Origin of the sequence: Acidovorax sp. CF316 (assembly GCF_000276605.1) — a bacterium.
In the GTDB taxonomy this organism is placed as follows: domain Bacteria; phylum Pseudomonadota; class Gammaproteobacteria; order Burkholderiales; family Burkholderiaceae_C; genus Acidovorax.
This window is the reverse complement of the sequence record NZ_AKJX01000090.1, coordinates 13,656-37,645: the sequence shown is the minus strand read 5'-3', so window position 1 is coordinate 37,645 and position 23,990 is coordinate 13,656. Positions and strand designations below refer to the sequence as shown.

24 protein-coding genes are annotated in these 23,990 nt (G+C 66.8%); 3 read left to right on the top strand and 21 right to left on the bottom strand.

Features of this window, described 5'->3' with window-relative positions; genetic code table 11:
* Positions 1–192: 192 nt before the first annotated feature.
* Positions 193–846, bottom strand: a complete 654-nt coding sequence (locus PMI14_RS07735; RefSeq protein WP_007852342.1) for an RlmE family RNA methyltransferase — start codon at positions 844–846, stop codon at positions 193–195.
* A gap of 33 nt (positions 847–879) precedes the next feature.
* On the opposite strand from PMI14_RS07735, the gene PMI14_RS07730 reads away from it, so the two are divergent.
* Together PMI14_RS07730 and PMI14_RS07725 are read left to right on the top strand one after the other, a co-directional pair.
* Positions 880–1,356 carry a YhbY family RNA-binding protein gene (locus PMI14_RS07730; protein ID WP_007852340.1) on the top strand — a complete coding sequence of 159 codons (477 nt, stop codon included), beginning with the start codon at positions 880–882 and terminating at the stop codon, positions 1,354–1,356.
* Between the two features lie 5 nt (positions 1,357–1,361).
* Positions 1,362–2,132, top strand: a complete 771-nt coding sequence (locus PMI14_RS07725; RefSeq protein WP_007852334.1) for a hypothetical protein — start codon at positions 1,362–1,364, stop codon at positions 2,130–2,132.
* On the opposite strand, the gene PMI14_RS07720 is transcribed toward PMI14_RS07725, so the two are convergent.
* The 7 genes from PMI14_RS07720 to carA all read right to left on the bottom strand — a co-directional run bounded on the left by PMI14_RS07720 (position 2,133) and on the right by carA (position 10,024).
* Entirely contained in the window at positions 2,133–2,597 is a 465-nt protein-coding gene (locus PMI14_RS07720) for a DUF4149 domain-containing protein (RefSeq protein WP_007852330.1), read from the bottom strand.
* A gap of 20 nt (positions 2,598–2,617) precedes the next feature.
* Positions 2,618–3,094, bottom strand: coding sequence for a transcription elongation factor GreA (greA, locus tag PMI14_RS07715; protein WP_007852327.1), 477 nt, complete (start codon positions 3,092–3,094; stop codon positions 2,618–2,620).
* Between the two features lie 133 nt (positions 3,095–3,227).
* Positions 3,228–3,956 (bottom strand): alpha/beta fold hydrolase, encoded by a 729-nt coding sequence (locus tag PMI14_RS07710; RefSeq protein ID WP_007852325.1) that lies wholly within the window; start codon positions 3,954–3,956, stop codon positions 3,228–3,230.
* 126 nt (positions 3,957–4,082) lie between these two features.
* Positions 4,083–5,042 carry a helix-turn-helix domain-containing protein gene (locus PMI14_RS07705; RefSeq protein WP_007852320.1) on the bottom strand — a complete coding sequence of 320 codons (960 nt, stop codon included), beginning with the start codon at positions 5,040–5,042 and terminating at the stop codon, positions 4,083–4,085.
* Positions 5,043–5,158: 116 nt separating this feature from the next.
* Positions 5,159–8,407: a carbamoyl-phosphate synthase large subunit gene (gene carB / locus PMI14_RS07700; RefSeq protein WP_007852319.1), complete on the bottom strand. Its 3,249-nt coding sequence runs from the start codon at positions 8,405–8,407 to the stop codon at positions 5,159–5,161.
* A 10-nt stretch (positions 8,408–8,417) separates the two neighbouring features.
* Positions 8,418–8,831 carry a hypothetical protein gene (locus tag PMI14_RS07695; protein ID WP_007852317.1) on the bottom strand — a complete coding sequence of 138 codons (414 nt, stop codon included), beginning with the start codon at positions 8,829–8,831 and terminating at the stop codon, positions 8,418–8,420.
* A 20-nt stretch (positions 8,832–8,851) separates the two neighbouring features.
* On the bottom strand, positions 8,852–10,024 hold the full coding sequence (gene carA / locus PMI14_RS07690) for a glutamine-hydrolyzing carbamoyl-phosphate synthase small subunit (protein ID WP_007852315.1): 1,173 nt from the start codon (positions 10,022–10,024) through the stop codon (positions 8,852–8,854).
* A gap of 441 nt (positions 10,025–10,465) precedes the next feature.
* Here carA and PMI14_RS07685 point away from each other — a divergent pair, with 441 nt between their 5' ends.
* Complete coding sequence (locus PMI14_RS07685; protein ID WP_007852314.1) at positions 10,466–11,269, top strand: hypothetical protein; 804 nt, start codon at positions 10,466–10,468, stop codon at positions 11,267–11,269.
* Between the two features lie 115 nt (positions 11,270–11,384).
* On the opposite strand, the gene PMI14_RS07680 is transcribed toward PMI14_RS07685, so the two are convergent.
* From PMI14_RS07680 to frr, 13 genes are all read right to left on the bottom strand, one after another.
* The gene (locus PMI14_RS07680; protein WP_007852312.1) at positions 11,385–12,176 is read right to left on the bottom strand and encodes an RNA methyltransferase; all 792 of its coding nucleotides are present in this window, start codon (positions 12,174–12,176) and stop codon (positions 11,385–11,387) included.
* A 44-nt stretch (positions 12,177–12,220) separates the two neighbouring features.
* Positions 12,221–12,877 (bottom strand): ribonuclease HII, encoded by a 657-nt coding sequence (rnhB, locus tag PMI14_RS07675; protein WP_035202791.1) that lies wholly within the window; start codon positions 12,875–12,877, stop codon positions 12,221–12,223.
* On the bottom strand, positions 12,840–14,009 hold the full coding sequence (gene lpxB, locus PMI14_RS07670) for a lipid-A-disaccharide synthase (RefSeq protein WP_007852309.1): 1,170 nt from the start codon (positions 14,007–14,009) through the stop codon (positions 12,840–12,842). Before lpxB ends, rnhB begins: the two co-directional genes overlap by 38 nt.
* Positions 14,010–14,031: 22 nt before the next feature.
* Entirely contained in the window at positions 14,032–14,829 is a 798-nt protein-coding gene (gene lpxA / locus PMI14_RS07665) for an acyl-ACP--UDP-N-acetylglucosamine O-acyltransferase (protein ID WP_007852307.1), read from the bottom strand.
* A gap of 13 nt (positions 14,830–14,842) precedes the next feature.
* Positions 14,843–15,283 (bottom strand): 3-hydroxyacyl-ACP dehydratase FabZ, encoded by a 441-nt coding sequence (gene fabZ / locus PMI14_RS07660; RefSeq protein ID WP_007852304.1) that lies wholly within the window; start codon positions 15,281–15,283, stop codon positions 14,843–14,845.
* Between the two features lie 16 nt (positions 15,284–15,299).
* On the bottom strand, positions 15,300–16,280 hold the full coding sequence (gene lpxD, locus PMI14_RS07655) for a UDP-3-O-(3-hydroxymyristoyl)glucosamine N-acyltransferase (protein WP_007852302.1): 981 nt from the start codon (positions 16,278–16,280) through the stop codon (positions 15,300–15,302).
* Positions 16,281–16,310: 30 nt separating this feature from the next.
* The gene (locus PMI14_RS07650) at positions 16,311–16,832 is read right to left on the bottom strand and encodes an OmpH family outer membrane protein (protein ID WP_007852299.1); all 522 of its coding nucleotides are present in this window, start codon (positions 16,830–16,832) and stop codon (positions 16,311–16,313) included.
* Positions 16,832–19,129, bottom strand: coding sequence for an outer membrane protein assembly factor BamA (bamA, locus tag PMI14_RS07645; RefSeq protein WP_007852297.1), 2,298 nt, complete (start codon positions 19,127–19,129; stop codon positions 16,832–16,834). Before bamA ends, PMI14_RS07650 begins: the two co-directional genes overlap by 1 nt.
* A gap of 45 nt (positions 19,130–19,174) precedes the next feature.
* A complete protein-coding gene (gene rseP, locus PMI14_RS07640) occupies positions 19,175–20,536 on the bottom strand; it encodes an RIP metalloprotease RseP (RefSeq protein WP_007852296.1) in 1,362 nt (453 codons plus the stop codon).
* 62 nt (positions 20,537–20,598) lie between these two features.
* Complete coding sequence (gene ispC / locus PMI14_RS07635) at positions 20,599–21,777, bottom strand: 1-deoxy-D-xylulose-5-phosphate reductoisomerase (RefSeq protein ID WP_007852295.1); 1,179 nt, start codon at positions 21,775–21,777, stop codon at positions 20,599–20,601.
* Complete coding sequence (locus PMI14_RS07630) at positions 21,774–22,631, bottom strand: phosphatidate cytidylyltransferase (RefSeq protein ID WP_007852294.1); 858 nt, start codon at positions 22,629–22,631, stop codon at positions 21,774–21,776. The genes ispC and PMI14_RS07630 overlap by 4 nt, the downstream gene beginning before the upstream one ends.
* An 8-nt stretch (positions 22,632–22,639) precedes the next feature.
* The gene (uppS, locus tag PMI14_RS07625; protein WP_007852292.1) at positions 22,640–23,371 is read right to left on the bottom strand and encodes a polyprenyl diphosphate synthase; all 732 of its coding nucleotides are present in this window, start codon (positions 23,369–23,371) and stop codon (positions 22,640–22,642) included.
* A 29-nt stretch (positions 23,372–23,400) separates the two neighbouring features.
* Positions 23,401–23,961 carry a ribosome recycling factor gene (gene frr / locus PMI14_RS07620; RefSeq protein WP_007852286.1) on the bottom strand — a complete coding sequence of 187 codons (561 nt, stop codon included), beginning with the start codon at positions 23,959–23,961 and terminating at the stop codon, positions 23,401–23,403.
* Positions 23,962–23,990: the final 29 nt, after the last annotated feature.

The following is a 23,990-nucleotide window of genomic DNA, read 5'->3' as shown; positions in this document are numbered from 1 at the left end:
TCGACCGATTGACCTCCTCGGCACGCCCCTTTGTACTCTGAACTACCTACTGCCGGCGGCCCACGAAACTGGCGCAAACCAAACCAGTGCTCCCGCGCAAGGGCCGCCCCGCCGCGCTGGGAGCGTCCCCCTCCCCGCATTGCGCAGCAATGCAGGAGAGAGGGGGAAGGCGTGAAGCGACTCAGGGGGTGCTTACTTCAGCCCCATGCCGACGAGGAAGGTTTCCGACGATTTGTCGCGCGAGGCCTTGGGTTTGACGGGTTTCACGACCTTGAAGGTCTGCTTGAACAGCGTGACCAGGTCGCTGTAGCCGCTGCCATGGAACAGCTTGACCACCAGCGCCCCGTCGGGCTTGAGGTGGGCCGTCGCGAAATCCACCGCCAGCTCCACCAGATGGGAAATGCGGGCAGCGTCGGCCGATTCAATGCCCGAGAGATTCGGCGCCATGTCCGAGACCACGACGTCCACCACCCGGCCCTCCAGCGCCGCCTCCAGCTGGGCCAGCACCGATTCCTCGCGGAAATCGCCGTTCAGAAAGGTCACGCCCTCGATGGGCTCCATGGGAAGGATGTCCAGCGCGATGATGTTGCCATTGAGCTGCCCCGTGGCCGCGCCGCTGGGCGACAGGCGCCGGCGCACGTACTGGCTCCAGGCGCCCGGGGTGGAGCCCAGGTCCACCACGGTATTGCCGGGCTTGATCAGGTGCAACTGCTCGTCGATTTCCTTGAGCTTGTAGGCCGCACGGGCCCGAAAACCCTCTTTCTGGGCCAACTTGACATAGGTGTCATTGACGTGGTCGTTGAGCCACGCCTTGTTGACCTTCTTGCTTTGGGTTTTAACTTTCATTGTGTTTTTCTTTCAGCCTCGATAATACGGCCCATGCCCCAAATTCAATTGACCCCCGCCGAGCGCCGGGAACACCGCGCCAACGCCCACCATCTCGACCCCGTGGTGCTCGTGGGCGGCGACGGCCTGACCCCCGCCGTCCAGAAGGAAATCGACGCCGCCCTGAATGCCCACGGGCTGATCAAGGTGCGCGTCTTCGGCGACGACCGTGCCGCGCGCGAGCTGATGTACCAGCAGCTCACGGCCGACCTGAACGCCGCCCCGATCCAGCACATCGGCAAGCTCCTGGTGCTGTGGCGCCCTCAGCCTGCCAAGGAGCGCACCATCGACGAGGACCGCATGCCTGGCCCGCGCGACGTGAAGGTCCTGAAATACAGCAAGCGCGCCGGCCAGCGCCCCGAGGTCAAGCAGCTGCGCGTGCTGGGCAACCAGCGCCTGACGCCTGGCGGCCAGATCAAGCGGGCCAAGAAGCCCAAGCTCAAATCCGTCAAGAAACGCCAGGCCGACTGATCCGAATGGTCGTCGCCGCCACGCCTGCTGGCAGCGCTGCGGCCCCCGGGGGCCAGCGCCACGTCATCTGCATGAAATGGGGCACGAAATACGGCCCCGAATACGTCAACCGGCTCTATGCCATGGTGCGCAGGCACCTGTCGGGCCCGTTCCATTTCGTCTGCCTCACCGACAACAGCGCCGGCATCCGCAGCGAGGTGCAGTGCCTGCCCATCCCGCCACTGGACCTGCCCGCGGGCATCCCCGAACGCGGCTGGACCAAGCTCGTCACCTTCAGCGCCGACCTGCACGGACTCAGGGGCACGGCCCTGTTCATGGACGTGGACGTGGTGGTCACCGGTTCGCTCGATGGTTTCTTCACCGAGCCGGGCGAATTCCTCATCATCCACGATTACAAGCGCCCCTGGCGCATCACCGGCAATTCGTCGGTCTACCGCTTCGAGCTGGGCGCGCACCCCGATGTGCTCGATTACTTCCGCGGCCACTTCGCCGAGATCCGCGAGCAGTTCCGCAACGAGCAGGCCTACCTGTCGGATTTCCTGCACCGCCAAGGCAAGCTCGCCTACTGGCCCGCAGCCTGGTGTCCGAGCTTCAAGTACCACGGCATCCCTGCCTGGCCCAGCAACTACTGGAAGGCACCCTTCGTGCCGCCAGACGCACGCATCGTGATCTTCCACGGCGAGTGCAACCCGCCCGACGCGCTGGCCGGCCGGCGCAACCGGCGTTTTCGCTACATCCGGCCCGCCACCTGGGTGGCGGAGCACTGGCACGAGTGATCAGGCCCCGGGCTGGGCGGCTGCCGGCCCGGCTTCGCCATTGACCGAGGCCGGCGGGACCTGCACGGTGCGCCACAGCACCACCAGCGCACATACCCACTGCAGCACGTACATGCCCGTGCCCACGGAATGCCACAGGCGCAGGTCCTGCCGCGCCACGATGCGCGGCGACACGCCGAACTGAACCAGCAGAGCGAGCAGCAGACCCCCGAGCACGAAACCCAGCGCCGCCTGGGCCCAGGGCTCCTGGACTTCCTCATGCCGGCGCCGGGAGATGAGCAGCAGCAACATGCAGCAGGCGACCGTGACCCAGGTCTGCGCAGCGAACAGCTTGGCCGCCATCTGCCCGGCGATCGCAGCCGAGGGCAGGTGGGCGAACAGCAGGGGCACCACCAGGAAACCCACGGTGGTGAGACTGCCCCACCACAGGGCGGCAGCCAGGGCCGGAAGGCGCGCAGCGGTCATGAAAGCAAAAAGGCCTGGCCTCAGACGTAGCTGACGGCCACCACTTCGTAACGGCGAACGCCACCGGGCGCCTGCACTTCGGCGGTATCGCCCTCTTCCTTGCCGATCAGCGCGCGCGCGATGGGGCTGGAAACGTTGATCAGGCCCTGCTTGAGGTCGGCCTCGTCCTCGCCCACGATCTGGTAGGTCACCGTATCGCCGGTCTCTTCGTCCTCGAGCTCCACCGTGGCGCCGAACACCACCTTGCCGCCCGCATCCACCGCGGTCGGATCGATGATCTGCGCGGCGGACAGCTTGCCTTCCACTTCCTGGATGCGGCCTTCGATGAAGCCCTGGCGGTCCTTGGCAGCTTCGTACTCGGCGTTCTCGCTCAGGTCCCCCTGGGCGCGGGCGTCGGAAATGGCCGTGATCACCCAGGGGCGGTCCACGGTCTTCAAGCGGTGCAACTCTTCGCGCAGCTTCTCCGCGCCGCGCTTGGTGATGGGAATGGTGGTCATGTCCGTCGTCGTTCGGGTTGTCAAAAAAACGACACCGCCGGGCGCAGGCCGGGCGGTGTCATGGACATGATTATGCCGCGTGTTGGGCGCGCTTCAAAGCACCCTAGAAACCCGCAAAAAAGAGGCGATGTTTTCAATCCCGACCGGCGCGCTCGATGCTTGACGCCGCCAGCGCCGGGTCGGAGAAGCAGATCTCGTGGCTGCCCTGGCACTCCACCAGGCGGAACAGGCCCAGCCGCTCCGACAGGCGCGGGTGCCAGGGCAGGCTGTGGGGCAAGGCCACGTCCTGCTGGGCATTGAGGTAGCTCTTGCCGATCTCCAGCGCCGCCAGGGGCGCGGGCAGGCGCGCGGGTTCGGTGAAGGTGCGGTAGGGATGCGCGTTGAGCAGTGCGTAGCTGCTTTTCGCCAGGGCCTCGTCGCCATCGTTGATGAAGGCCTCGCGCCAGATGGGGTACGGCAGCATCACCGCGTTGCCGTTGGCCGCGGCGATGCCATCGAACAGCGCGCGGTAGTGCGGCGGCACCAGGTCGTTGAGGCACTCGCCGTCCTGCGGGACAAAGGCGTTCCAGTACACCAGCCGGCGGATGCGCCCCGGCAGCCGTGCCGGCATGTGGCTGATGACCATGCCGCCATAGCTGTGGCCCACCAGGCGCACATCGCGCAGGTCCTGGCCCTCGATGAAGGCCGCGAGCGAGTCCACCGCATCGGCCAGGCCCGTGGCCGCGCGGTCGTCGCCCGGCCGGTTGCCGGCCAGCGTGGGGCAATGCACGGTATGGCCGCGCGCGCGCAGGTGGCCGGCCGTGGCCTCCATCTCGGCGCCAGTGTGCCAGGCGCCATGGACCAGAACATAGGTATCCGCCATCGTTGTCTCCTTCGTTGGTTGTGACAGGCCGGGCGACATGCCCTGCCCTGGCGGTACCTTAGGAAGAAGACGGGGGCCTGGATGGCCTGTGCGTGCCAGGCCCCTGTGCTGTGTGTGCCAGGGCTCTCAACGCCGCCGCCACGCGGCCGGCGACATGCCCATGGCGCGCTGGAAGGCACGCGCGAAGTGCGATGCATCGGCAAAGCCGCAGCGCCGCCCGATCTCGGCCACGGACACATGGGCCAGTTGCGGGCGGCGCAGCAGATCGCCGGCACGTGCCAGGCGCAGCTGGCGCAGCGTGCCCGCAAAGGTGCTGCCCCGCGCCGCAAACGCTCGATGCAGGGTGCGCAACGAGATCCCGGTCTCATCGGCCAGCACCTGTGCCGACAGGCCGCCCTGGTCGATCCGGGCCGCCATGAGCGCAGACAGATGGGCATGCAGGCCCTGGGCGGCACCGGCAGGCACCACGGGCTGCTCCAGCGCGGCCGACAGCAGGGCCCCCAGGTGGTCCGACAGCAAGGCGGGCGGCAAGGCCTGGGCCGAGGCCGGGTCACGCGCGAGCTGCACCGCCAGGGCGCCCAGGCTCTGGCCCCAGCCCTGGTCGCGCCAGGCCACGCGGGGCCCGCGCGCCTCGGCCTGGACCAGCCACTGCCCCACCCAGGCACGCGGCAGCTGCAGCGAGACGCAGCCCACGCCTTCGGGAAAATGCAGCTCGTAGGGCCGGGCCGAATCCACCAGCGCCACGTCACCCGGGCGCAAATGGGCCACCTGCCCGTCCTGGCGCACATGCCAGGAGGATTCGGCCTGGGCGATCAGATAGAACGGCAATTGCCGGCTGCAGGCAATGCCGGCGGGCGTACGGTACACATCCTGGGTGGAGGCCCGCACCTGGTTGACCGAGAGGCTGGCCACCGGCAGGCTCTGCAGCACGCCATCGAAGGTGGTCGCCTCGCGCGAGCTGCAGTCCATCTCCAGGAAAGCCTCGCAGATGGCGCCCACCCAGTAGTCCAGCCGCGCCGCAGGCGCGACCACCTCGGTCGACCATCGGCGCAGGGGCTGCGGGGCAGGTGCGGTAGCGGCAGGCATGGCGCCAATCTAGCGGCAAGACCCAACGGCAGGCAACAGGGCAAGCCCGCAGGCAAAGAAAAAGCCCCGTGGAGGCGCGCTCCACGGGGCTCGGCGGCCACGGCTGGCCGGCGGGATCAGGCTGCCGCGAGCTGCGCGTGCAGTTCCTGCACCGAGTACACGTCCAGCTTGTCCATGTACTTCATGCCTTCCACGGCCGCCTCGGCGCCGAAGATGGTGGTGAAGGTGGTCACGCGGGCCAGCAGCGACGAGGTGCGGATGGCGCGCGAATCGGCGATCGCGTTGCGGCGCTCTTCCACGGTGTTGATGACCATGACGATCTCGTTGTTCTTGATCATGTCCACGATGTGCGGGCGGCCCTCGGTCACCTTGTTGACCACCTGCACCGGCACGCCGGCCGCATCGATGGCGGCGGCCGTGCCCTTGGTGGCCACGAGCTCGAAGCCCATGGCCACGAGCTGGCGAGCGATGTCCACGGCACGCGGCTTGTCGGCGTTCTTCACGGTGAGGAACACCTTGCCCGAGGTGGGCAGCTTGGTGCCCGCGCCGAGCTGGCTTTTCACGAAGGCTTCGCCGAAGGTCTTGCCCACGCCCATGACTTCGCCGGTGGACTTCATCTCGGGGCCGAGGATGGTGTCCACGCCGGGGAACTTCACGAAGGGGAACACCGCCTCCTTCACGCTGAAATACGGTGGTGTCACTTCCTTGGTGATGCCCTGCGAGGCCAGCGTCTGGCCGGCCATGCAGCGCGCGGCCACCTTGGCCAGCTGGATGCCGGTGGCCTTGCTCACGAAAGGCACCGTGCGCGAGGCGCGCGGGTTCACTTCGAGCACATAGATCACGTCCTTGCCGTCGACTTCCTGGATCGCGAACTGCACGTTCATCAGGCCCACCACGCTCAGGCCTTCGGCCATGGCAGCGGTCTGGCGCTTGATCTCGTCAATGGTCGGCTGCGACAGGTAGTACGGGGGCAGCGAGCAGGCAGAGTCGCCGCTGTGCACGCCGGCCTGCTCGATGTGCTCCATCACGCCTCCGATGAAGGTGACGCCTGCGGAGTCGCGCACGCAGTCCACGTCGCACTCGATGGCGTTGCTCAGGAAGCGGTCCAGCAGCACGGGCGAGTCGTTGCTCACCTTGACGGCCTCGCGCATGTAGCGCTCCAGGTCGCGCTGCTCGTGCACGATTTCCATCGCGCGGCCACCCAGCACGTAGCTGGGGCGCACCACCAGGGGGTAGCCCAGGGCGGCGGCCTTTTCCAGGGCCTCGGGTTCGGTGCGCGCCGTGGCATTGGGCGGCTGGCGCAGGCCCAGGTCACCGAGCAGCTTCTGGAAGCGCTCGCGGTCTTCGGCCGCATCGATCATGTCGGGGCTGGTGCCGATGATCGGCACGCCTTCGGCTTCGAGGCCCAAGGCGAGCTTCAGGGGCGTCTGGCCGCCGTACTGCACGATCACGCCGACCGGTTTTTCCTTGTCCACGATCTCCAGCACGTCTTCCAGCGTCACGGGCTCGAAGTACAGGCGGTCGGAGGTGTCGTAGTCGGTGGAGACGGTCTCGGGATTGCAGTTGACCATAATGGTCTCGTAGCCATCCTCGCGCATCGCCAGCGCTGCGTGCACGCAGCAGTAGTCGAACTCGATGCCCTGGCCGATGCGGTTGGGACCGCCGCCGAGCACCATGATCTTCTTGTTGTTCGTCGGTGCGGCCTCGCACTCTTCCTCGTACGTGGAGTACAGGTAGGCGGTGTTGGTGGCGAACTCGGCGGCGCAGGTGTCCACGCGCTTGTAGACCGGGCGCACGTTGAGCGCGCGGCGCGCTTCGCGCACGGCCTTCTCGGTGGTCTTGAGCAGCTTGGCCAGGCGGCGGTCGGAGAAGCCCTTTTGCTTGAGCGTGCGCAGCGTGGTCGCATCGATCGCGGCCAGTGCGCCCTCGCCCTTCTCGGCCGCAAGCTGGTCGATATCGAGCTCGATCTTCACGATCTGCTCGATCTGCACCAGGAACCAGCGGTCGATCTTGGTCAGCTCGAACACCTCGTCGACCGACAGGCCCATGGCGAAGGCGTCGCCCACGTACCAGATGCGCTCGGGACCGGGCTCGCCCAGCTCCTTTTCGAGCACTTCGCGGTCCTGGGTCTTCTCGTTCATGCCGTCCACGCCCACTTCCAGGCCGCGCAGGGCCTTCTGGAAGGATTCCTGGAAGGTACGGCCCATGGCCATGACCTCGCCCACGGACTTCATCTGCGTGGTCAGGCGGCTGTCGGCCGTGGGGAACTTCTCGAACGCGAAACGCGGGATCTTGGTGACCACGTAGTCGATGGAAGGCTCGAACGAGGCCGGCGTGATACCGCCCGTGATCTCGTTGCGCAGCTCATCGAGCGTGTAGCCCACGGCCAGCTTGGCCGCGACCTTGGCGATCGGGAAACCCGTGGCCTTGGAGGCCAGCGCCGAGGAGCGCGAGACGCGCGGGTTCATCTCGATCACGACCATGCGGCCGTCCTTGGGATTGATCGAGAACTGCACGTTGGAGCCGCCCGTGTCCACGCCGATCTCGCGCAGCACCGCCAGCGAGGCGTTGCGCATGATCTGGTATTCCTTGTCGGTCAGCGTCTGCGCGGGGGCCACGGTGATCGAGTCGCCGGTGTGCACGCCCATCGGGTCCAGGTTCTCGATGGAGCAGATGATGATGCAGTTGTCCGCCTTGTCGCGGACCACTTCCATCTCGTACTCCTTCCAGCCGAGCAGCGATTCTTCGATCAGCAGCTCGTTGGTGGGCGAGGCTTCCAGGCCGCGCTTGCAGATGGTCTCGAACTCTTCGGGGTTGTAGGCGATGCCGCCGCCCGTGCCGCCGAGCGTGAAGCTGGGGCGGATCACGGTGGGGAAGCCCACCTGCTTTTGCACGCCCCAGGCCTCTTCCATGCTGTGGGCGATGCCCGAGCGCGCCGAGCCCAGGCCGATCTTGGTCATCGCGTCCTTGAACTTCAGGCGGTCTTCGGCCTTGTCGATGGCCTCGGGCGTGGCGCCGATCAGCTCAACCTTGTACTTGTCGAGCACGCCCTGGTGCCACAGGTCGAGCGCGCAGTTGAGCGCGGTCTGGCCGCCCATGGTGGGCAGGATGGCGTCGGGGCGTTCCTTGGCGATGATCTTCTCGACCGTCTGCCAGGTGATGGGCTCGATGTAGGTCACGTCGGCCGTGGCCGGGTCGGTCATGATCGTCGCGGGGTTGCTGTTGATCAGGATGACCTTGTAGCCCTCTTCGCGCAGGGCCTTGCAGGCCTGCACGCCGGAGTAGTCGAACTCGCAGGCCTGGCCGATGATGATCGGGCCAGCGCCGATGATGAGGATGCTTTTGATGTCTGTACGTTTTGGCATGTTGCGTCGATCAGTCGATCGTGGGTTCGGCTGCCTGGGGACTGGCGGGCGTGGCGGCGGCTGCAGCGTCGCGGCGCGTGTTGATCTTGGCGATGAGCGCCTGCGCGCGCTCGGGCGGCAGGTTCTTCTGCATCAGCTGCAGCAGGCCATCGCCCTGCACCAGGGGCAGCAGCACTTCGGTTTCCGCGTCATAGAAGGTCACGTCCCATTCGGCCATGGCTTCGGCAAAGGTCTCGTCGTCCCAGGTCTTGCCCTTGGCCACCAGCGTGACCAGAGGCATGGCCTTGTTCTCGATGAAGGACTTCTTGTAGGGCTTTTGCGCCCAGCGCTCGATGAACCACTCGCGGTGCGGCGACGGCAGGGTCAGCACACGCTTGTGGATGGCTTTCTCGAGCGAGGCCTGGGGGAAGCTGAAGAGTTTCATGGCGCGGTTCCTTCAGGGGCTTATTGGGTGCGCGCGGCCCGCATCGCGTCGGTGAAGCGGTCGAACAGGTAGGCGATGTCGTGCGGGCCGGGCGATGCCTCGGGGTGGCCCTGGAAGCAGAACGCCGGCTTGTCCGTGTGCACCAGGCCTTGCAGCGTGCCGTCGAACAGGCTCACGTGCGTGGCGCGCAGGTTGGCAGGCAGCGAGTCCATCTCCACGGCAAAGCCGTGGTTCTGGCTGGTGATGCTCACGCGGCCGGTATCCAGGTCCTTCACGGGGTGGTTGGCACCGTGGTGGCTGTTGACCATCTTGAAGGTCTTGGCGCCTGCGGCCAGGGCCATGATCTGGTGGCCCAGGCAGATGCCGAAGGTGGGCACGCCGCTGTCGACGATGGTGCGTGTGGCTTCGATGGCGTAGTCGCAAGGCTGTGGATCGCCAGGGCCGTTGGAGAGGAACACGCCATCGGGCTTCATGGCCAGCACGTCGGCGGCAGGCGTCTGGGCCGGCACCACGGTGACCTTGCAGCCGCGCTGCGCGAGCATGCGCAGGATGTTCTTCTTCACGCCGTAGTCGTAGGCCACCACATGGAACTGCGGTGCCTCGAGCTGGCCGTAGCCCTTGCCCAGCGTCCACTCGGTCTCGGTCCACTCGTAGCGGGTCTTGGTCGACACCACCTTGGCCAGGTCCAGCCCGGCCATGTTGGGCGCGGCCTTGGCGGCCACCAGGGCTTCGTCGATCAGCGCCTGCGTCACGCTCTGGCCTTGTGCCAGGCCGATGATGGCGCCGTTCTGGGCACCCTTTTCGCGCAGCAGGCGGGTGAGCTTGCGGGTGTCGATGTTGGCGATGGCCACGGTGCGTTCGCGCACCAGGTACTGCGACAGCGTTTCGGTGGAGCGGAAGTTGCTGGCCAGGAGCGGCAGATCCTTGATGATCAGGCCTGCGGCATGGACCTTGTCGGCTTCGATATCCTCGGTGCTGACGCCATAGTTGCCGATGTGCGGATACGTCAGGGTGACGATCTGCTGGCAGTAGCTCGGGTCGGTAAGGATTTCCTGGTAGCCGACGATGGAGGTGTTGAACACCACCTCGCCGACGGTGGTGCCGGTGGCACCGATCGAATTGCCGATAAAGACCGTGCCGTCTGCGAGCGCCAGGATGGCGGGCGGGAAGGTTCCCTTGAGAGACAAAAGCACTGGGTTCTCCGAATGGTTACGGTCGCCCGGAGTCGCAGGAAGAGGTCCTGGGACTGCTGTTTGTGGGAAGTTTGCTTTGGGTGCGGCCGGGCGACGTGTTTGCGGGAAAGCCTCCAATTGTAGCCTGAGAGGCCCATCTTGCAGGATTAACCCGGCATTTTGCCCTGCATTTGCCGCCACTTTCCGGCCGCTGGCTCGCTGCTGCATGGTCGCGCAGGCTGCGCACCGCGCTATCACTTGCATAGCAAATTTCATTGTAACAAGCAGCGACAACTGCTGCATGTCCTTGCGCCGCCCGGTGGCGATGGTGCGACCACCGCGCCGGTGCGGGATCCGAGAAGCTTTTCACGAAACGACACAACTTCCCGGCGCGGCAGGCAGGCCCGACGGGGGCCCTCCGCTAGACTTTCCCGTATCGTTTGACACACCGAGAGAGACGGGATGACCAAGACTTCAATCGCATTGGCGTGCGCACTGTTTTCCACCCTGGCCGTCGCCCAGGACCTGGCGGCCTACCCACAGGTCTTCACCGGCCCGCAGGGCCTGGAGGTGGTGCTGGCACCGACCACCGACGGCAAGGCCGCGCTGGTGCGCGTGAGCGGCGTCAACAACCCCATCGACAAGGTAGTCCTCCTGGGCAAGCAGGAGCAGCGCGGCAGCGGCAGCGAGGCCTATGTGACCACGATCGATGGCCGCGACTGGGGCCTGGTTCAAAAGCAGGCCAACCGCTATGGCGGCGGCGAGCGCTATGTCACCTACCTGCCGGGCCGCCAGGGTGCGGTGGACCTGGCCTTCGACGAGAAGAAGAGCAAGGCCCTGAACATTGCCGAACTCAAGACCGCCTATGCGCGCCAGCAAAAGGACGGCGTGCAGGAAAAGCTCGCCCGCTTCGACCGCGACAAGCACCTGGCCTCTGCCCAGGCGGAGCTGGCCAACACCGATACCTCGGCCAGCAGCGCCTGCGGCAGCCCGGTGAAGACGGCGGTGGACTGGAAGACCATCGACGACGACAAGCTCAAGAAGCTCAGCATCCAGAGCTTCTGCGGCGAAGTCGCCTCGCAGATCGGCAGCATGTGCGGGAGCAATGCCGGCTTCAAGGCCAAGGCCGCCACGCTGGGCCAGGTCCAGTGCCAGTTCGGCCCCGAGATGAAGCTGCGCGTGGAGGGCCAGAAACTGGTGTTCACCACGCACCAGGATGCGCCCAACCAGGGCGACTTCGTCCAGCAGTTCCTGCGCAACCAATAGTACGGCTTTGCCTTCGGGCGCCTAGCGTCGTTGGTTCGCCTTGCCGTGCTACGGCACTGTCTGCGGCTTCCCGCCTAGCTATACGCCCGAATCCAAACCCGTACGGGGAGGTGGATCAGCGCCCTGCCGACAGGGCGCGTTGCGCCGCACTCGCGTGCAGGCAGATGGCGGCGGCCGCGCCCACGTTGAGCGACTCCTCCCCGCCGGGCTGGGCAATGCGGATGTGGTGGCTTGCACGCTCCTGCAGCACCGCGCCCACGCCCTGCCCTTCGTGCCCCATGACCCAGGCGCAGGGCCAGGGCAGCTCGGCGCGGTGCAGGTAGTCGCCCTGGTGCGAGCTGGTGACGAGCATGGGCAGTTGCAGGCCCGCCAGGTCTTCGGGTGCCAGGCCTTCGATCAGGTCGAGCGCGAAATGCGCGCCCATGCCGGCGCGCAGCACCTTGGGCGACCACAGCGCGGCGCTGCCCTTGAGCGCCAGCACCTGCCGAAAACCGAAGGCCGAGGCACTGCGCAGGATGGAGCCCACGTTGCCCGCGTCCTGCACACGGTCGAGCACCACAGCTGCCACACCGGCCCGGGGGGCCTTGCCTTCGGGCAGGTCGAGGAGGAAACCCATCTTCGCGGGCGACTCCAGGCCGCTGATGTCGGCAAACAGCGCGTCGGCCAGCAGCACCACCTTGGGTGCGGCCTTGCCCCATTCGGGCTGGGCCGTGGGCCACAGCGATTCGGCGAACACCGCCACGGCCGGCGCCACGCCGCGCTCCAGCGCCGCGCGGCACAGGTGGTCGCCCTCGAGCCAGACACGGCCCTGCTTGCGGTAGGCACCGTTGCCCTGCGCCAGGCGGCGCAGGTCCTTGACCCAGGCGTTGTCGCGCGAATGGATGGCTGTGATGGAAGATGATGTCATGGAAGGACGAAACTGCCGCGGACGGAAAGGAGCGGCCAGAGGCCTCAGGCGCTGATGCGCTCGGAGGCAAGGGGCGACACCAGCACCTGAGCCACGGGCGCGAACGAGCGCCGGTGGTGGATGCAGGCGCCATGGGTGCGCAGGGCTTCCATGTGTACCAGGGTGCCATAGCCCTTGTGGGCCGAGAAGCCGTAGTGCGGGAAATGCGCATCCACCTCGTTGCACCAGCGGTCGCGGTGGACCTTGGCGAGGATGGACGCGGCGGAGATGGATTTCACCAGCGCGTCGCCCTTGACGATGGCCTCGGACGGCACGTCGAGCCGGGGCAGCTGGTTGCCGTCCACCAGCACGCGCACGGGCTTCAAGCGCAGGCCCATCACGGCGCGGCGCATGGCCAGCAGCGTGGCCTGCAGGATGTTCAGTTGGTCGATCTCCTCGACGCTGGCCTCGGCGATGGCAAAGCACAGGGCCTTGGCGCGGATCTCATCGAACAGGGCCTCGCGGCGCAGCGCCGTGAGCTTCTTGGAATCGTCGAGCCCGGCAATGGGGCGCATGTCGTCGAGGATGACGGCGGCGGCCACCACGGGCCCGGCCAGCGGGCCGCGGCCGGCCTCGTCCACGCCGGCCACCAGGCCGGGCGGGTGCCAGTCCAGGCTCACCTGTTCAGACAGCAGCGGTGGCAAGGATTTTCTCGATCGCATCGGCAGCCAGTTGGGAGGTGTCGCGCCGCAGGCTCGCATGCAGCGCGGAAAAACGCTGTTCCAAAACCGTGATGGTAGCGGGATGCTGCGATTTTGCATCCAACCATTGCAGCGTGGCGTCGCACAGCGCCTGCGGCGTGGCCGCATCCTGGATCAGTTCGGGTACGACGAATTCGCCGCACAGGATGTTGGGCAGCCCGACCCAGGGCTGCAGCTGCTTGCGCTTCATGAGCCACCAGCTCAAGGGGTGCATGTGGTAGCCGATGACCATGGGGCGCTTGAACAGCGCCGCCTCCAGCGTGGCCGTGCCGCTGGCGATCAGCGTCACGTCGCAGGCCGCCAGCACCGTGTGCGACTGGCCGGTGACGATCTGCAGCATGTCGGCCACGCCCTGCGCGCGCGCAGCCTCTTCGATGCGCGCCTGCAGCGCGGGCACGGCTGGCACCACCATGCGCAGGTTGGGGCGCGCCTTGCGCAGCAGCGCCGCCGCAGCGAAGAACGCGGGCGCGATGTACTGCACCTCGGCCGAACGGCTGCCCGGCAGGATGGCCAGCACCTCGTCGGCATCGGCCAGGCCCAGGCGCGCACGCGCGGCGCTGCGGTCCGGCACCTCGGGGATCACGCTGGCCAGCGGATGGCCGACGTAGGTGGCGGCAATGCCGTGGCGCGCCAGCAGCTCGGGCTCGAAGGGGAAGATGCACAGCACATGGCCGGCGCTCTTGCGGATCTTCTCCACACGGTCGGCACGCCAGGCCCAGATGGAAGGGCAGACGAAATGCACCGTGGGAATGCCGGCGGCGCGCAGGTCGGCTTCGAGCCCCAGGTTGAAGTCGGGCGCGTCCACACCGATGAAGACGTCGGGCCGGTCGGCCAGCAGGCGCGTGCGCAGTTGCTTGCGAATGCCGAGCAGTTCGCGCAGGCGGCGGAGCACCTCCATGCTGTAGCCGTGCACGGCCAGTTTGTCGCTGGGCCACCAGGCCGTGAAGCCGCGCCTGGCCATCTGCGGCCCGCCGATGCCGTGCGCCGTGGTGGCCGGCCAGCGGGCCTGCACGCCATCGAGCAGCAGGCCGGCCAGCAGGTCACCCGAGGCTTCGCCTGCGACCATCGCCACGCGGGGCGCCTTGTCCGTCATTCGGAAATCCCTCGGACCGGGATCAGCGGGCAATGCCCGCGGCCGAAGCCTCGAGGAAAGCGTCCATCAGTGCCACGTCGGTGGCGGCTTCGGGCATTTCCCCGGGCAGGGCCAGGATGAGCTTGCGCGCCTCGTCCAGGGTCAGGCCCTGGCGGTACAGCAGCTTGTGCATCTCGCGGATGGCCGCGATGCGCTGGGCCGAGAAATCGCGCCGGCGCAGGCCCACCAGGTTCACGCCACGCACGGCCAGCGGGCTGCCGTCCACCACCATGTAGGGCGGCACGTCCTTGTTGACGTGGCTGGAGAAACCGACCATGGTGTGCGCGCCGACGCGCACGCGCTGCAGCACGCCCGTAAGGCCACCCACCGTGGCCCAGTCGCCCACCTCCACGTGGCCGGCCAGCGTGGTGTTGTTGGCCAGGGTGGTCTGGTGGCCGATGGTGCAGTCGTGCGCGATGTGCACGTAGGCCATGATCCAGTTGTCGTCACCCACCGTGGTCTCGCCACGGTCCTGCACCGTGCCGGTGTTGAAGGTGCAGAACTCGCGGATGGTGTTGCGGTCGCCGATCACCAGGCGCGTGGCTTCACCGGCGTACTTCTTGTCCTGCGGAGCGGCGCCCAGCGAGGCGAACTGGAAGATGCGGTTGTCCTGGCCGATGGCGGTGTGCCCTTCGATGACGCAGTGCGCCCCCACCGTGGTGCCGGCACCGATCACCACGTTCGGGCCGATCACGGCAAAGGGCCCCACCTGCACCGAAGGGTCCAGGCGGGCGCCGTCGGCAACGACGGCGGTGGGATGGATGTTGCTCACGTTCGACACCGGCGCAAGCGGATCAGCCCACCTGGCGCATGGTGCACATGAGTTCGGCCTCGCAGGCCACTTCCTCGCCCACGCAGGCGAGGCCCTTGAACTTCCAGATGCCGCCGCGCACGCGGTCGATGGTGATGGTCATCACCAACTGGTCGCCCGGCTCCACTGGGCGCTTGAAGCGCGCACCGTCGATGCCGACGAAGTAGTAGATGTTGTTCTCGTCGGGCACCTTGCCCATGGCATCAAACGCCAACAGCCCGGCGGCCTGGGCCAGGGCTTCGAGGATCAGCACGCCGGGCATCACCGGGCGGCCCGGAAAGTGCCCCATGAAGTACGGCTCGTTGAAGGTGACGTTCTTGATCGCCTTGATGTGCTTGTTGCTCTCCAACTCGATCACCTTGTCCACCAGCAGGAACGGGTAGCGGTGCGGCAGTTGCTTGAGAATCGCGTGAATATCCATCATCGAGTTGTTCTTCCGTTCATGCTGCCTTGAGAGCTTGCTCCAGCGCCTTGATGCGCTCTCGCAAGCTGTGCAGTTGTTTGAGTGTTGCAGCGTTTTTTTCCCACCGCGCATTGTCGTCGATGGGGAACATGCCGGTGTATTGGCCCGGCTGGGTCAATGAGCGGGTGACCACGGTGGCCGCAGAGATATGCACATTGTCGGCCAGCGTGAGGTGGCCCAGCACGATGGCGCCGCCGCCCACCGTGCAGTGCGCGCCGATGGTCGCACTGCCCGCCACGCCGACGCAGCCGGCCATGGCCGCATGCTTGCCGATGCGCACGTTGTGGCCGATCTGGATCAGGTTGTCGAGCTTCACGCCGTCCTCGATGACGGTATCGTCCAGCGCACCGCGGTCGATACAGGTGTTGGCCCCGATCTCCACGTCGTTGCCGATGCGCACGGCGCCCAGTTGCTCGATCTTGACCCACTGGCCCTTCTCGGGCGCAAAACCGAACCCGTCGGCACCGATCACCACGCCGGAATGCACGATGCAGCGCTCGCCGACATGGCAGTTCTCGCCCACCGTCACGCGCGACCTGAGCACCGTGCCGGCGCCGATGTGCGCACCGCGCTCGACCACGCACAAGGGGCCGATGGTGGCGCTGGGATGCACCTGCGCCGAGGCATCGACCACGGCACTGGCATGCACCCCACCCGGCCCCGCAGGCGCGGTGTGCTGGCGCCACAGCTGGGTGGCGCGGGCGAAGTAGACGTAGGGGTTGTCCGCCACGATGCAGGCGCCCCGTGCCACGGCAGCCTCGCGCATCGCCGGGGCCACAATGACACAGGCCGCCCGGGAGGCGGCCAGTTGCTGCTGGTAGCGGGGGTTGCTCAGGAAGCTGAGATCCCCCGGCCCCGCAACCTCCAGTGGCGCGATGCGGGAGATGACGGTATCACCCGCCCCTCCTTCCAGCGTGCCCCCCAGCGCATCGACGATGTGCCCGAGACGCAAGCTCACACGCCACCCGCCCAGCGCTGGTAAGGCTGCTTACTTGGCAGGCGCTGCATTGAGCGCCTTGATCACCTTGTCGGTGATGTCGTGCTTGGGGTTGATGTAGGCGACTTCCTGCAGGATCACGTCGTACTTCTCGGCCTCGGCGACCTGCTTGACGATCCGGTTGGCGCGCTCTTGCAGGGCTGCGTACTCTTCGTTGCGGCGGGCGTTCAGGTCTTCCTGGATTTCGCGGCGCTTGCGCTGGAAGTCACGGTCCTGGTCCACCAGCTGGCGCTGGCGGACGGCGCGCTGGCTCTCGGCCAGCGTGGGGGCTTCACGCTCGAATTTCTCGGAAGCAGTCTTCAGGGCATTGCCCATGTCCACGAGATCCTTCTCGCGGCGCGTGAATTCCTGCTCGAGCTTGGCCGATGCCGCCTTGGCTGAGGTGGCCTCGCGCAAGATGCGGTCGGTGTTGATGAAACCGGCCTTGAAGGACTCTTGCGCTTGCGCGGGAACCGCCATGGCAAAGCTGCCAAGCAACATGACCAGGGCGAAATGGCGGGAAAGGGAGTTCATTAGAAAGACGTTCCAATCTGGAATTGCAGTTTCTGGATTCTATCGCCAGCAAACTTGCGTACCGGTTGTGCAAAGGCCAAGCGCAGCGGGCCCAGCGGGGAAATCCAGCTCAGGCCCAGCCCCACGGAGGCTCGCATGTCGCTGGCGGTTACTTTTTCATGCTCGCCATACACATTGCCTACATCCATGAAGGTGAAGACGCGCAGCGTACGGTCGTTGCCCGCGCCCGGGAAGGGTGCGATCAGCTCGGCATTGAGGGTGACCTTCTTCGGACCGCCCAGGGAGGAGCCCGTCACGTCGCGCGGACCCAGGGTGCCCTGGTCGAAGCCGCGCACCGAGCCCAGGCCGCCCGAGTAGTAGTTCTTGAACACGGGGAACGGCCGGCCGTTCATGCCCTTGCCGATGCCCAGTTCGCCGTTGAAGGCCAGCGTGAAGCGCTTGTTCAGCGGCACGTACTGCTGGTACTGGTAGTTGGCGCGCACATAGCGGGCATCGCCGGCCACCGACCACTCGGAATTCACGCGCTGGTAGCGGCCCGAATTGGGGGCCAGCGCGCTGTCGCGATCGTCGCGCGACCAGCCGATGGTCAGCGGGATCGAGGTGCTCTTGTAGCCGAAGTTGTCGGCATAGGCCAGGTAGGTGGCGGGGATGTTGGTGCCGGGCTTGATGGTGGTCTGCTCCAGGCCGCCACCGAAGAACACCGTGTCCGTCTCGCTGAACGGCACGCCAAAGCGCATCGAGCCACCGGTGGTCACCAGCTGGTAGTTGCCGCCCTGGTCCTCGTAAGGCTTGTCGGTGCGGTAGTACAGGTCCACCGTGCGCGAGATGCCTTCGTCCGTGAAATACGGGTTGGTGGTGCTGAACACCAGCGTGCGGCGGTACTTGCTGGTGTTGACGTCCACACCCAGGTAGTTGCCGGAGCCGAAGAAGTTCTCCTGCTTGATGCCGAAGGACAGGGCCACCTTCTCGGCGCTGGAGAATCCCACGCCCATCTGCAGCGAGCCCGTGGGCTTTTCGGCCACGTTGATCACCAGGTCCACCTGGTCGGGCGAGCCCGGCACCTCCTGCGTCTCGACATTGACTTCGGTGAAGAAGCCCAGGCGATCGACGCGGTCGCGCGACAGGCGGATGCGCTCGCCGTCGTACCAGGAGGCCTCGTACTGGCGGAACTCGCGGCGGATCACTTCATCGCGCGTGCGGTTGTTGCCGCTCACGTTGATGCGGCGCACGTAGGCACGGCGCGAGGGCTCGACCTGCAGCACCAGGGCCACGCGGTTGTTCTCGCGGTCGATCTCGGGCACGGCCTCCACGCGCGCAAAGGCAAAGCCGAAGCGGCCGAAGTACTCGGAGAAGGCCTTGGTCGTCTCCGTCACCTGGTCGGCGTTGTAGGGCTCGCCGGGGCGGATGGTGATCAGCGACTTGAATTCGTCCTCGCGCTCCAGGTAGTTGCCTTCGAGCTTGACACCCGAGACCACGAAGCGTTCGCCTTCGAACACGTTCACGGTGATCGAGATGCCCTGCTTGTCCGGCGAGATCGCGACCTGCGTCGACTCAACGCGGAACTCCAGGTAGCCGCGCTGCAGGTAGTAGGTGCGCAGGGTTTCCAGGTCGGCATTGAGCTTGGCGCGCGAATAGCGGTCGGACTTGGTGTACCAGCTGAGCCAGCCGCCCGTGTCCTGGTCGAACAGGCCCTTGAGCGTGGACTCGCTGAAGGCCTTGTTGCCGACGATGCGCACTTCGTTGATGCGCGCGGGTTCACCCTCGACCACCGAGAAGGTGAGGTTCACGCGGTTGCGCTCGATCGGCGTCACCGTGGTCACCACCTCGGCGCCGTACAGGCTCTTGTTGATGTACTGGCGCTTGAGCTCCTGCTCGGCGCGGTCGGTCAGCGCCTTGTCGTAGGGGCGGCCTTCGGTCAGGCCGACTTCGCGCATGCTCTTCTTGAGGGCATCCTTGTCGAACTCGCGGGTGCCCGCGAAATCCACGTCGGCAATGGTGGGGCGCTCTTCGACCACCACCACCAGCACGTTGCCCGAGGCTTCCAGGCGCACGTCCTTGAACAGGCCCAGGCCGAACAGCGCGCGGATGGCCGCAGCGCCCTTCTCGTCGTTGTAGTCATCGCCCACGCGCAGGGGCATGGATGCGAAGATGGTGCCGGGCTCCACGCGCTGCAGGCCCTCCACACGGATGTCCTGCACCTTGAAAGGCTCCAGTGCCCACGCCGCGTTGGCGACAAAGACCATGGCTGCAATGGCCGATGCGGTACGCACGCCCAGGCGATTGATTGGATTTTTCATGAATGGAACTGGAGCCGCACCTGCCGGGCAGGTGCGGAAAAATGGTTAGCCAAAAAGCCGGGTGATATCGTTGAACAGGGCAATGGACATCATGAGGAGCAGCACCGCGACACCACCGCGCTGCAACCGCTCCAGCCATGCGTCCGAGACTTGCTTGCCCGTCACGCCCTCCCAAAGATAATACATCAGGTGCCCACCGTCCAAAACTGGCAGCGGCAGCAGGTTCAGCACCCCCAGGCTCACGCTGATCAGCGCCAGGAACACCAGGTACTGCGTGAGGCCCAGGCTCGCCGAACGGCCGGCGTAATCCGCAATCGTCAAGGGGCCACTGAGGTTCTTGAGGGAGGCCTCGCCGATCACCATGCGCCCCATCATCTTCAGGGTCAGCAGCGAGACATCCCAGGTCTTGACCACGCCGGTCCAGAAACCCTCGATCACGCCGTATTCAACGGTTACAAATTCGGGCGCTGCACCCACGTAGGCACCGATGCGGCCGACCGTGGCGCCGAGTTCGGGCTGGGCGTCGGGCAGCACCTCCAGCGTGAGCGAGTTGCCGGCGCGGTTGACCAGCCAGGGCTGCGACAGCGGCTCGGTACCCCGCATCGACTGGCGGATCAGCTCACGCAGCTGCTGGCCGTCGACCACCTCGGTGGCGCCGATCTTGAGCACCACGTCGCCCTGCTGCAGGCCTGCGCGCTCCGCGGCGCCCTTGGCCATCACCTCGCCCAGCACCGGGCGCGTCCAGGGGCCGAGGATGCCGATCTTGCGGAACAGCTGGGCATCGGCCTCGCGGGCGTCGATCTTGGACATGTCCAGCACCATCTCGCGGTGCGCACCGGTCTGCGGCTGCACGTCCAGGCGCACGGACTCACCCTCCAGCGCGCCGCGGGTCAGCAGCCAGCGCAGGTCTTCGAACGAGCGCACGGGCTCGAGCTCGTCCGCCCCCAGGGCCGCACGCTGCACCAGTTCGCCGCCGCGCAGGCCGGCGCTATGGGCCACCGACCCCGCGACGGGGCTGGCCAGCACGGCCTTGGGCTCCTCGACGCCGTTCCAGTTGACGATGGAGTAGAGCAGCACCGCCAGCAGCAGGTTGGCCAGCGGGCCGGCGACCACGATGGCAGCGCGCGAGCGCAGCGGCTGGGTGTTGAAGGCCAGGTGGCGCTCTTCGGGTGCCACGGGCGCTTCGCGCTCGTCGAGCATGCGCACATAGCCGCCCAGCGGGAAGGCGCCGAGCACGAACTCGGTGGGCGAGCCCTTGGGCCGCCAGGTGAACAGCGGCTTGCCGAAGCCCACGGAAAAGCGCAGCACCTTGACGCCGCAGGCCACGGCCACGCGGTAGTGGCCGTACTCATGGACGGCGATCAGGAGCCCCAGGGCAACGATGAAGGCAACAAGGGTCAGCAGCATGGGAGGCTCCGTGGGTCAACAGGGACAGCAGCCGGGGCCATCGGGTGGGAAGGATGGACCGGTCAGGCGGCCAGCAGGCCGGCGGCCTGCTCTGCCGCCCTGCGCGACTGGGCGTCCAGATCGAGCAGCGCTGCCAGGGAATCCGGCTTGGAGGGCGAAACCGCATCCAAAGTTGCAAGGTTGACCGCATGGATGTGGTCGAAACGCAATCTGCCCGACAAAAATTGCCCCACCGCCACCTCGTTGGCGGCGTTGAGCACGGCCGTCGTGCCTTCGGCCGCCTTGAGCGCCTGCCAGGACAGGTGCAGGCCCGGGAAGCGAATGGCGTCGGCGTCCTCGAAGGCCAGCGCGCTCAGGGCCGAGAAATCGAGCCGGCTGGCGCCGCTGGCTATGCGCTCGGGCCAGGCCAGGCCCACGGCAATCGGCACGCGCATATCGGGCGTGCCCAGTTGCGCGAGGATGGAGGAGTCCTTGAACTGCACCATCGAATGGATGATCTGCTGCGGGTGGATCACCACCTTGATCTGGTCGGGCGCCAGGTCGAACAGCCAGCGCGCCTCGATCACCTCGAGCGCCTTGTTCATCATCGTGGCCGAATCGACCGAGATCTTGCGGCCCATCGAGAAATTGGGGTGCGCGCAGGCCTGCTCGGGCGTGATCTGCGACAGCGTGGCCGGATCGCGCTGGCGGAAGGGCCCGCCCGAGGCGGTCAGCAGGATGCTGTCCACCCGATCGGGCCAGGTGGTGGGGTCCTCGGGCAGGCACTGGAAGATGGCCGAGTGCTCGCTGTCGATGGGCAGCAGCGTCGCCCCGCCCTCGCGCACCGTCTGCATGAACAGGCCGCCGCCCACCACCAGCGCCTCCTTGTTGGCCAGCAGCAGGCGCTTGCCCGTGCGGGCCGCCGCCAGGCAGGGCGCCAGGCCCGCGGCACCGACGATGGCGGCCATCACGGCATCCACATCGGGGTGGGAGGCGATGGTTTCCAGCGCGTCGGCCTCGTGCAGCACGTGCGTGGCCAGGCCGCTCTGGCGCAGTTTTTCCTCGAGCTGGCGCGCGTGGGGCGCGCTGGCCATCACGGCGAAGCGGGGCGTGAACTGCGCGCACTGCGCCAGCATCAGGTCCACCTGGGTGGCCGCGCTCAGCGCAAAGACCTCGTAGCGTTCAGGGTGGCGCGCCACCACATCCAGGGTGCTGGTCCCGATGGAGCCGGTGGAACCGAGGACGGTAAGCCGTTGTTTCATAGAGGGGTCGTCAGGCTCGTGAGCATCATCGCCAGGGGAAGGGTGGGCAGCAGGGCATCCACGCGGTCGAGCACACCGCCGTGGCCGGGCAGCAGGTTGCTGCTGTCCTTGACGCCGGCGCTGCGCTTGATGAGCGATTCCACCAGGTCACCACTGACGCTCATCGCCGTCATGAACAGCGCCGCCACCACCAGCAGCCACCAGCCCTGGCGGGCCATGCTGCTGTAGAAACTGAGCACCTCGGCCTGCCAGTGGGCATCGGCCGCCACCCAGGCGAACGAGAGCACCAGCACGCCGGCCAAACCGCCCCACACGCCCTCCCAGCTCTTGCCGGGGCTGATGGACGGGGCCAGCTTGCCCTTGGTGAAGCGCAGGCCGAAAGCGCGGCCCGCAAAATAGGCAAAGATGTCGGCGACCCACACGAGGACCAGCACCGACAGCAGGAAATTGATGCCCACGTGGCGCGCCTGCACCACGGCGAGCCAGGCCAGCCACAGGGCCAGCACGCCGGCCACCAAGCGCACGGCGGCGGGAATCCGCGGCCAGCCGGGCACGCCGGCGCGCAGCAGCCAGGCTGTGCCCAGCACCCACAGGGCGCCGCCCACGACCCACAGCACGGTCAGCGGCTGCGCGAGCCAGCCCAGCGCCCACGAGCCCAGGCACAGTGCCACGCAGGTGGCGCCCACGGCCAGCGAACCGGCCTGGCCAAAGCCGCACAGGCGACCCCACTCCCAGGCACCGGCGGCCATGAGCACCAGCACCACCACGGTGAACGGCAGGGGCGAGCCGTAGAACAGTGCTGGCAGCAGGATGGCCAGCAGGACGAGGGCAGTGATGACGCGCTGTTTGAGCATGGGGCCTTTCAGCCCGGCATCGGATCGGGATGCGCGGACAGGAGCTGTTCAGAGGTTTTGCCGAAACGGCGTTCCCGCGCACTGTAAGCCGCAATGGCTTCGTCGAGTGCGGATTCGTCGAAATCCGGCCACAGCCGGTCGCTGAAGAACAGCTCGGAATAGGCCACCTGCCAGAGCAGGAAATTGCTGATGCGCATCTCCCCGCCGGTGCGGACCACGAGGTCCGGATCGGGTACATGGGCCATGCCCATGGCCGCATTCAGGCTGGCCTCGGTGATCGGCTCACCCTTGGCAGCCAGGGCCGCAGCCGCCTGGGCGATGTCCCAGCGCCCGCCGTAGTTGAAACAGACGTTGAGCACCAGGCGCGTGTTGTGCGCCGTGGCGGCCTCGGCCTGGGCCAGGCCGTCACGCACCTTGGCCGACAGGCCCGCGCGCTCGCCCACGAAGTACAGGCGCACGCCGTCCTTCAGGAGCTGGGGCACCTCGCGCGCCAGCGCCATGGCCAGGAGCTCCATGAGGCCGGAGACCTCTTCGGCCGGGCGGTTCCAGTTTTCGGAAGAGAAGGCAAAGACGGTGAGCACACCCACGCCGCGCTGCACGCAGGCGCGAGCGCAGCGGCGCAGTGAATCAACCCCTTGCTTGTGGCCAGCCAGGCGCGGCAGGAAGCGGCGCGTGGCCCAGCGGCCGTTGCCATCCATGACGATGGCGATGTGGTGTGGCACCACCTGCGGTACAGACATGTAGAACGATCGAGCCCGTGAACCGGGGCTCAAACCGCCATGATTTCCTGTTCCTTGGCCGCCACCAGCGCATCGACTTCGGCAATGTGCCGGTCGGTGAACTTCTGCACATCGGCTTCGGCGCGCTTCTGGTCGTCTTCGGACGCCAGCTTGTCCTTGACCAGCTTCTTGACGGCTTCATTGGCGTCGCGGCGCAGGTTGCGGATGGCGATCTTGGCGCTCTCGCCCTCGGTGCGGGCCAGCTTGGTCATTTCCTTGCGGCGCTCTTCGCTCATCGGCGGCATGGGCACGCGGATCAGGTCGCCCATGGAGGCCGGGTTCAGGCCCAGGTCGCTTTCGCGGATGGCCTTTTCGATCTTGGCGCCCATGCCCTTTTCCCAGGGCTGGACGCTGATGGTGCGCGAGTCGATCAGCGCCACGTTGGCCACCTGCGACAGGGGCACGAAGGAGCCGTAGTACTCGACCTGCACGCTGTCGAGCAGCGACGGGTTGGCACGACCCGTGCGGATCTTCTGCAGGTTGTTCTTGAAGGCCATGATGGACTGGTCCATCTTGGTCTCTGCGTTCTTCTTGATGTCGGCAATCGTCATGTTTTTCTCCTCGGGGCGGACCAGAGACG

Coding starts and splice junctions, on each gene's coding strand:
- PMI14_RS07735 (WP_007852342.1), bottom strand. CDS start 846: ATGAAAGTTAAAACCCAAAGCAAGAAGGTCAACAAGGCGTGGCTCAAC.
- PMI14_RS07730 (WP_007852340.1), top strand. CDS start 880: ATGCCCCAAATTCAATTGACCCCCGCCGAGCGCCGGGAACACCGCGCC.
- PMI14_RS07725 (WP_007852334.1), top strand. CDS start 1,362: ATGGTCGTCGCCGCCACGCCTGCTGGCAGCGCTGCGGCCCCCGGGGGC.
- PMI14_RS07720 (WP_007852330.1), bottom strand. CDS start 2,597: ATGACCGCTGCGCGCCTTCCGGCCCTGGCTGCCGCCCTGTGGTGGGGC.
- greA (WP_007852327.1), bottom strand. CDS start 3,094: ATGACCACCATTCCCATCACCAAGCGCGGCGCGGAGAAGCTGCGCGAA.
- PMI14_RS07710 (WP_007852325.1), bottom strand. CDS start 3,956: ATGGCGGATACCTATGTTCTGGTCCATGGCGCCTGGCACACTGGCGCC.
- PMI14_RS07705 (WP_007852320.1), bottom strand. CDS start 5,042: ATGCCTGCCGCTACCGCACCTGCCCCGCAGCCCCTGCGCCGATGGTCG.
- carB (WP_007852319.1), bottom strand. CDS start 8,407: ATGCCAAAACGTACAGACATCAAAAGCATCCTCATCATCGGCGCTGGC.
- PMI14_RS07695 (WP_007852317.1), bottom strand. CDS start 8,831: ATGAAACTCTTCAGCTTCCCCCAGGCCTCGCTCGAGAAAGCCATCCAC.
- PMI14_RS07685 (WP_007852314.1), top strand. CDS start 10,466: ATGACCAAGACTTCAATCGCATTGGCGTGCGCACTGTTTTCCACCCTG.
- PMI14_RS07680 (WP_007852312.1), bottom strand. CDS start 12,176: ATGACATCATCTTCCATCACAGCCATCCATTCGCGCGACAACGCCTGG.
- rnhB (WP_035202791.1), bottom strand. CDS start 12,877: ATGCGATCGAGAAAATCCTTGCCACCGCTGCTGTCTGAACAGGTGAGC.
- lpxB (WP_007852309.1), bottom strand. CDS start 14,009: ATGACGGACAAGGCGCCCCGCGTGGCGATGGTCGCAGGCGAAGCCTCG.
- fabZ (WP_007852304.1), bottom strand. CDS start 15,283: ATGATGGATATTCACGCGATTCTCAAGCAACTGCCGCACCGCTACCCG.
- PMI14_RS07650 (WP_007852299.1), bottom strand. CDS start 16,832: ATGAACTCCCTTTCCCGCCATTTCGCCCTGGTCATGTTGCTTGGCAGC.
- bamA (WP_007852297.1), bottom strand. CDS start 19,129: ATGAAAAATCCAATCAATCGCCTGGGCGTGCGTACCGCATCGGCCATT.
- rseP (WP_007852296.1), bottom strand. CDS start 20,536: ATGCTGCTGACCCTTGTTGCCTTCATCGTTGCCCTGGGGCTCCTGATC.
- ispC (WP_007852295.1), bottom strand. CDS start 21,777: ATGAAACAACGGCTTACCGTCCTCGGTTCCACCGGCTCCATCGGGACC.
- PMI14_RS07630 (WP_007852294.1), bottom strand. CDS start 22,631: ATGCTCAAACAGCGCGTCATCACTGCCCTCGTCCTGCTGGCCATCCTG.
- uppS (WP_007852292.1), bottom strand. CDS start 23,371: ATGTCTGTACCGCAGGTGGTGCCACACCACATCGCCATCGTCATGGAT.
- frr (WP_007852286.1), bottom strand. CDS start 23,961: ATGACGATTGCCGACATCAAGAAGAACGCAGAGACCAAGATGGACCAG.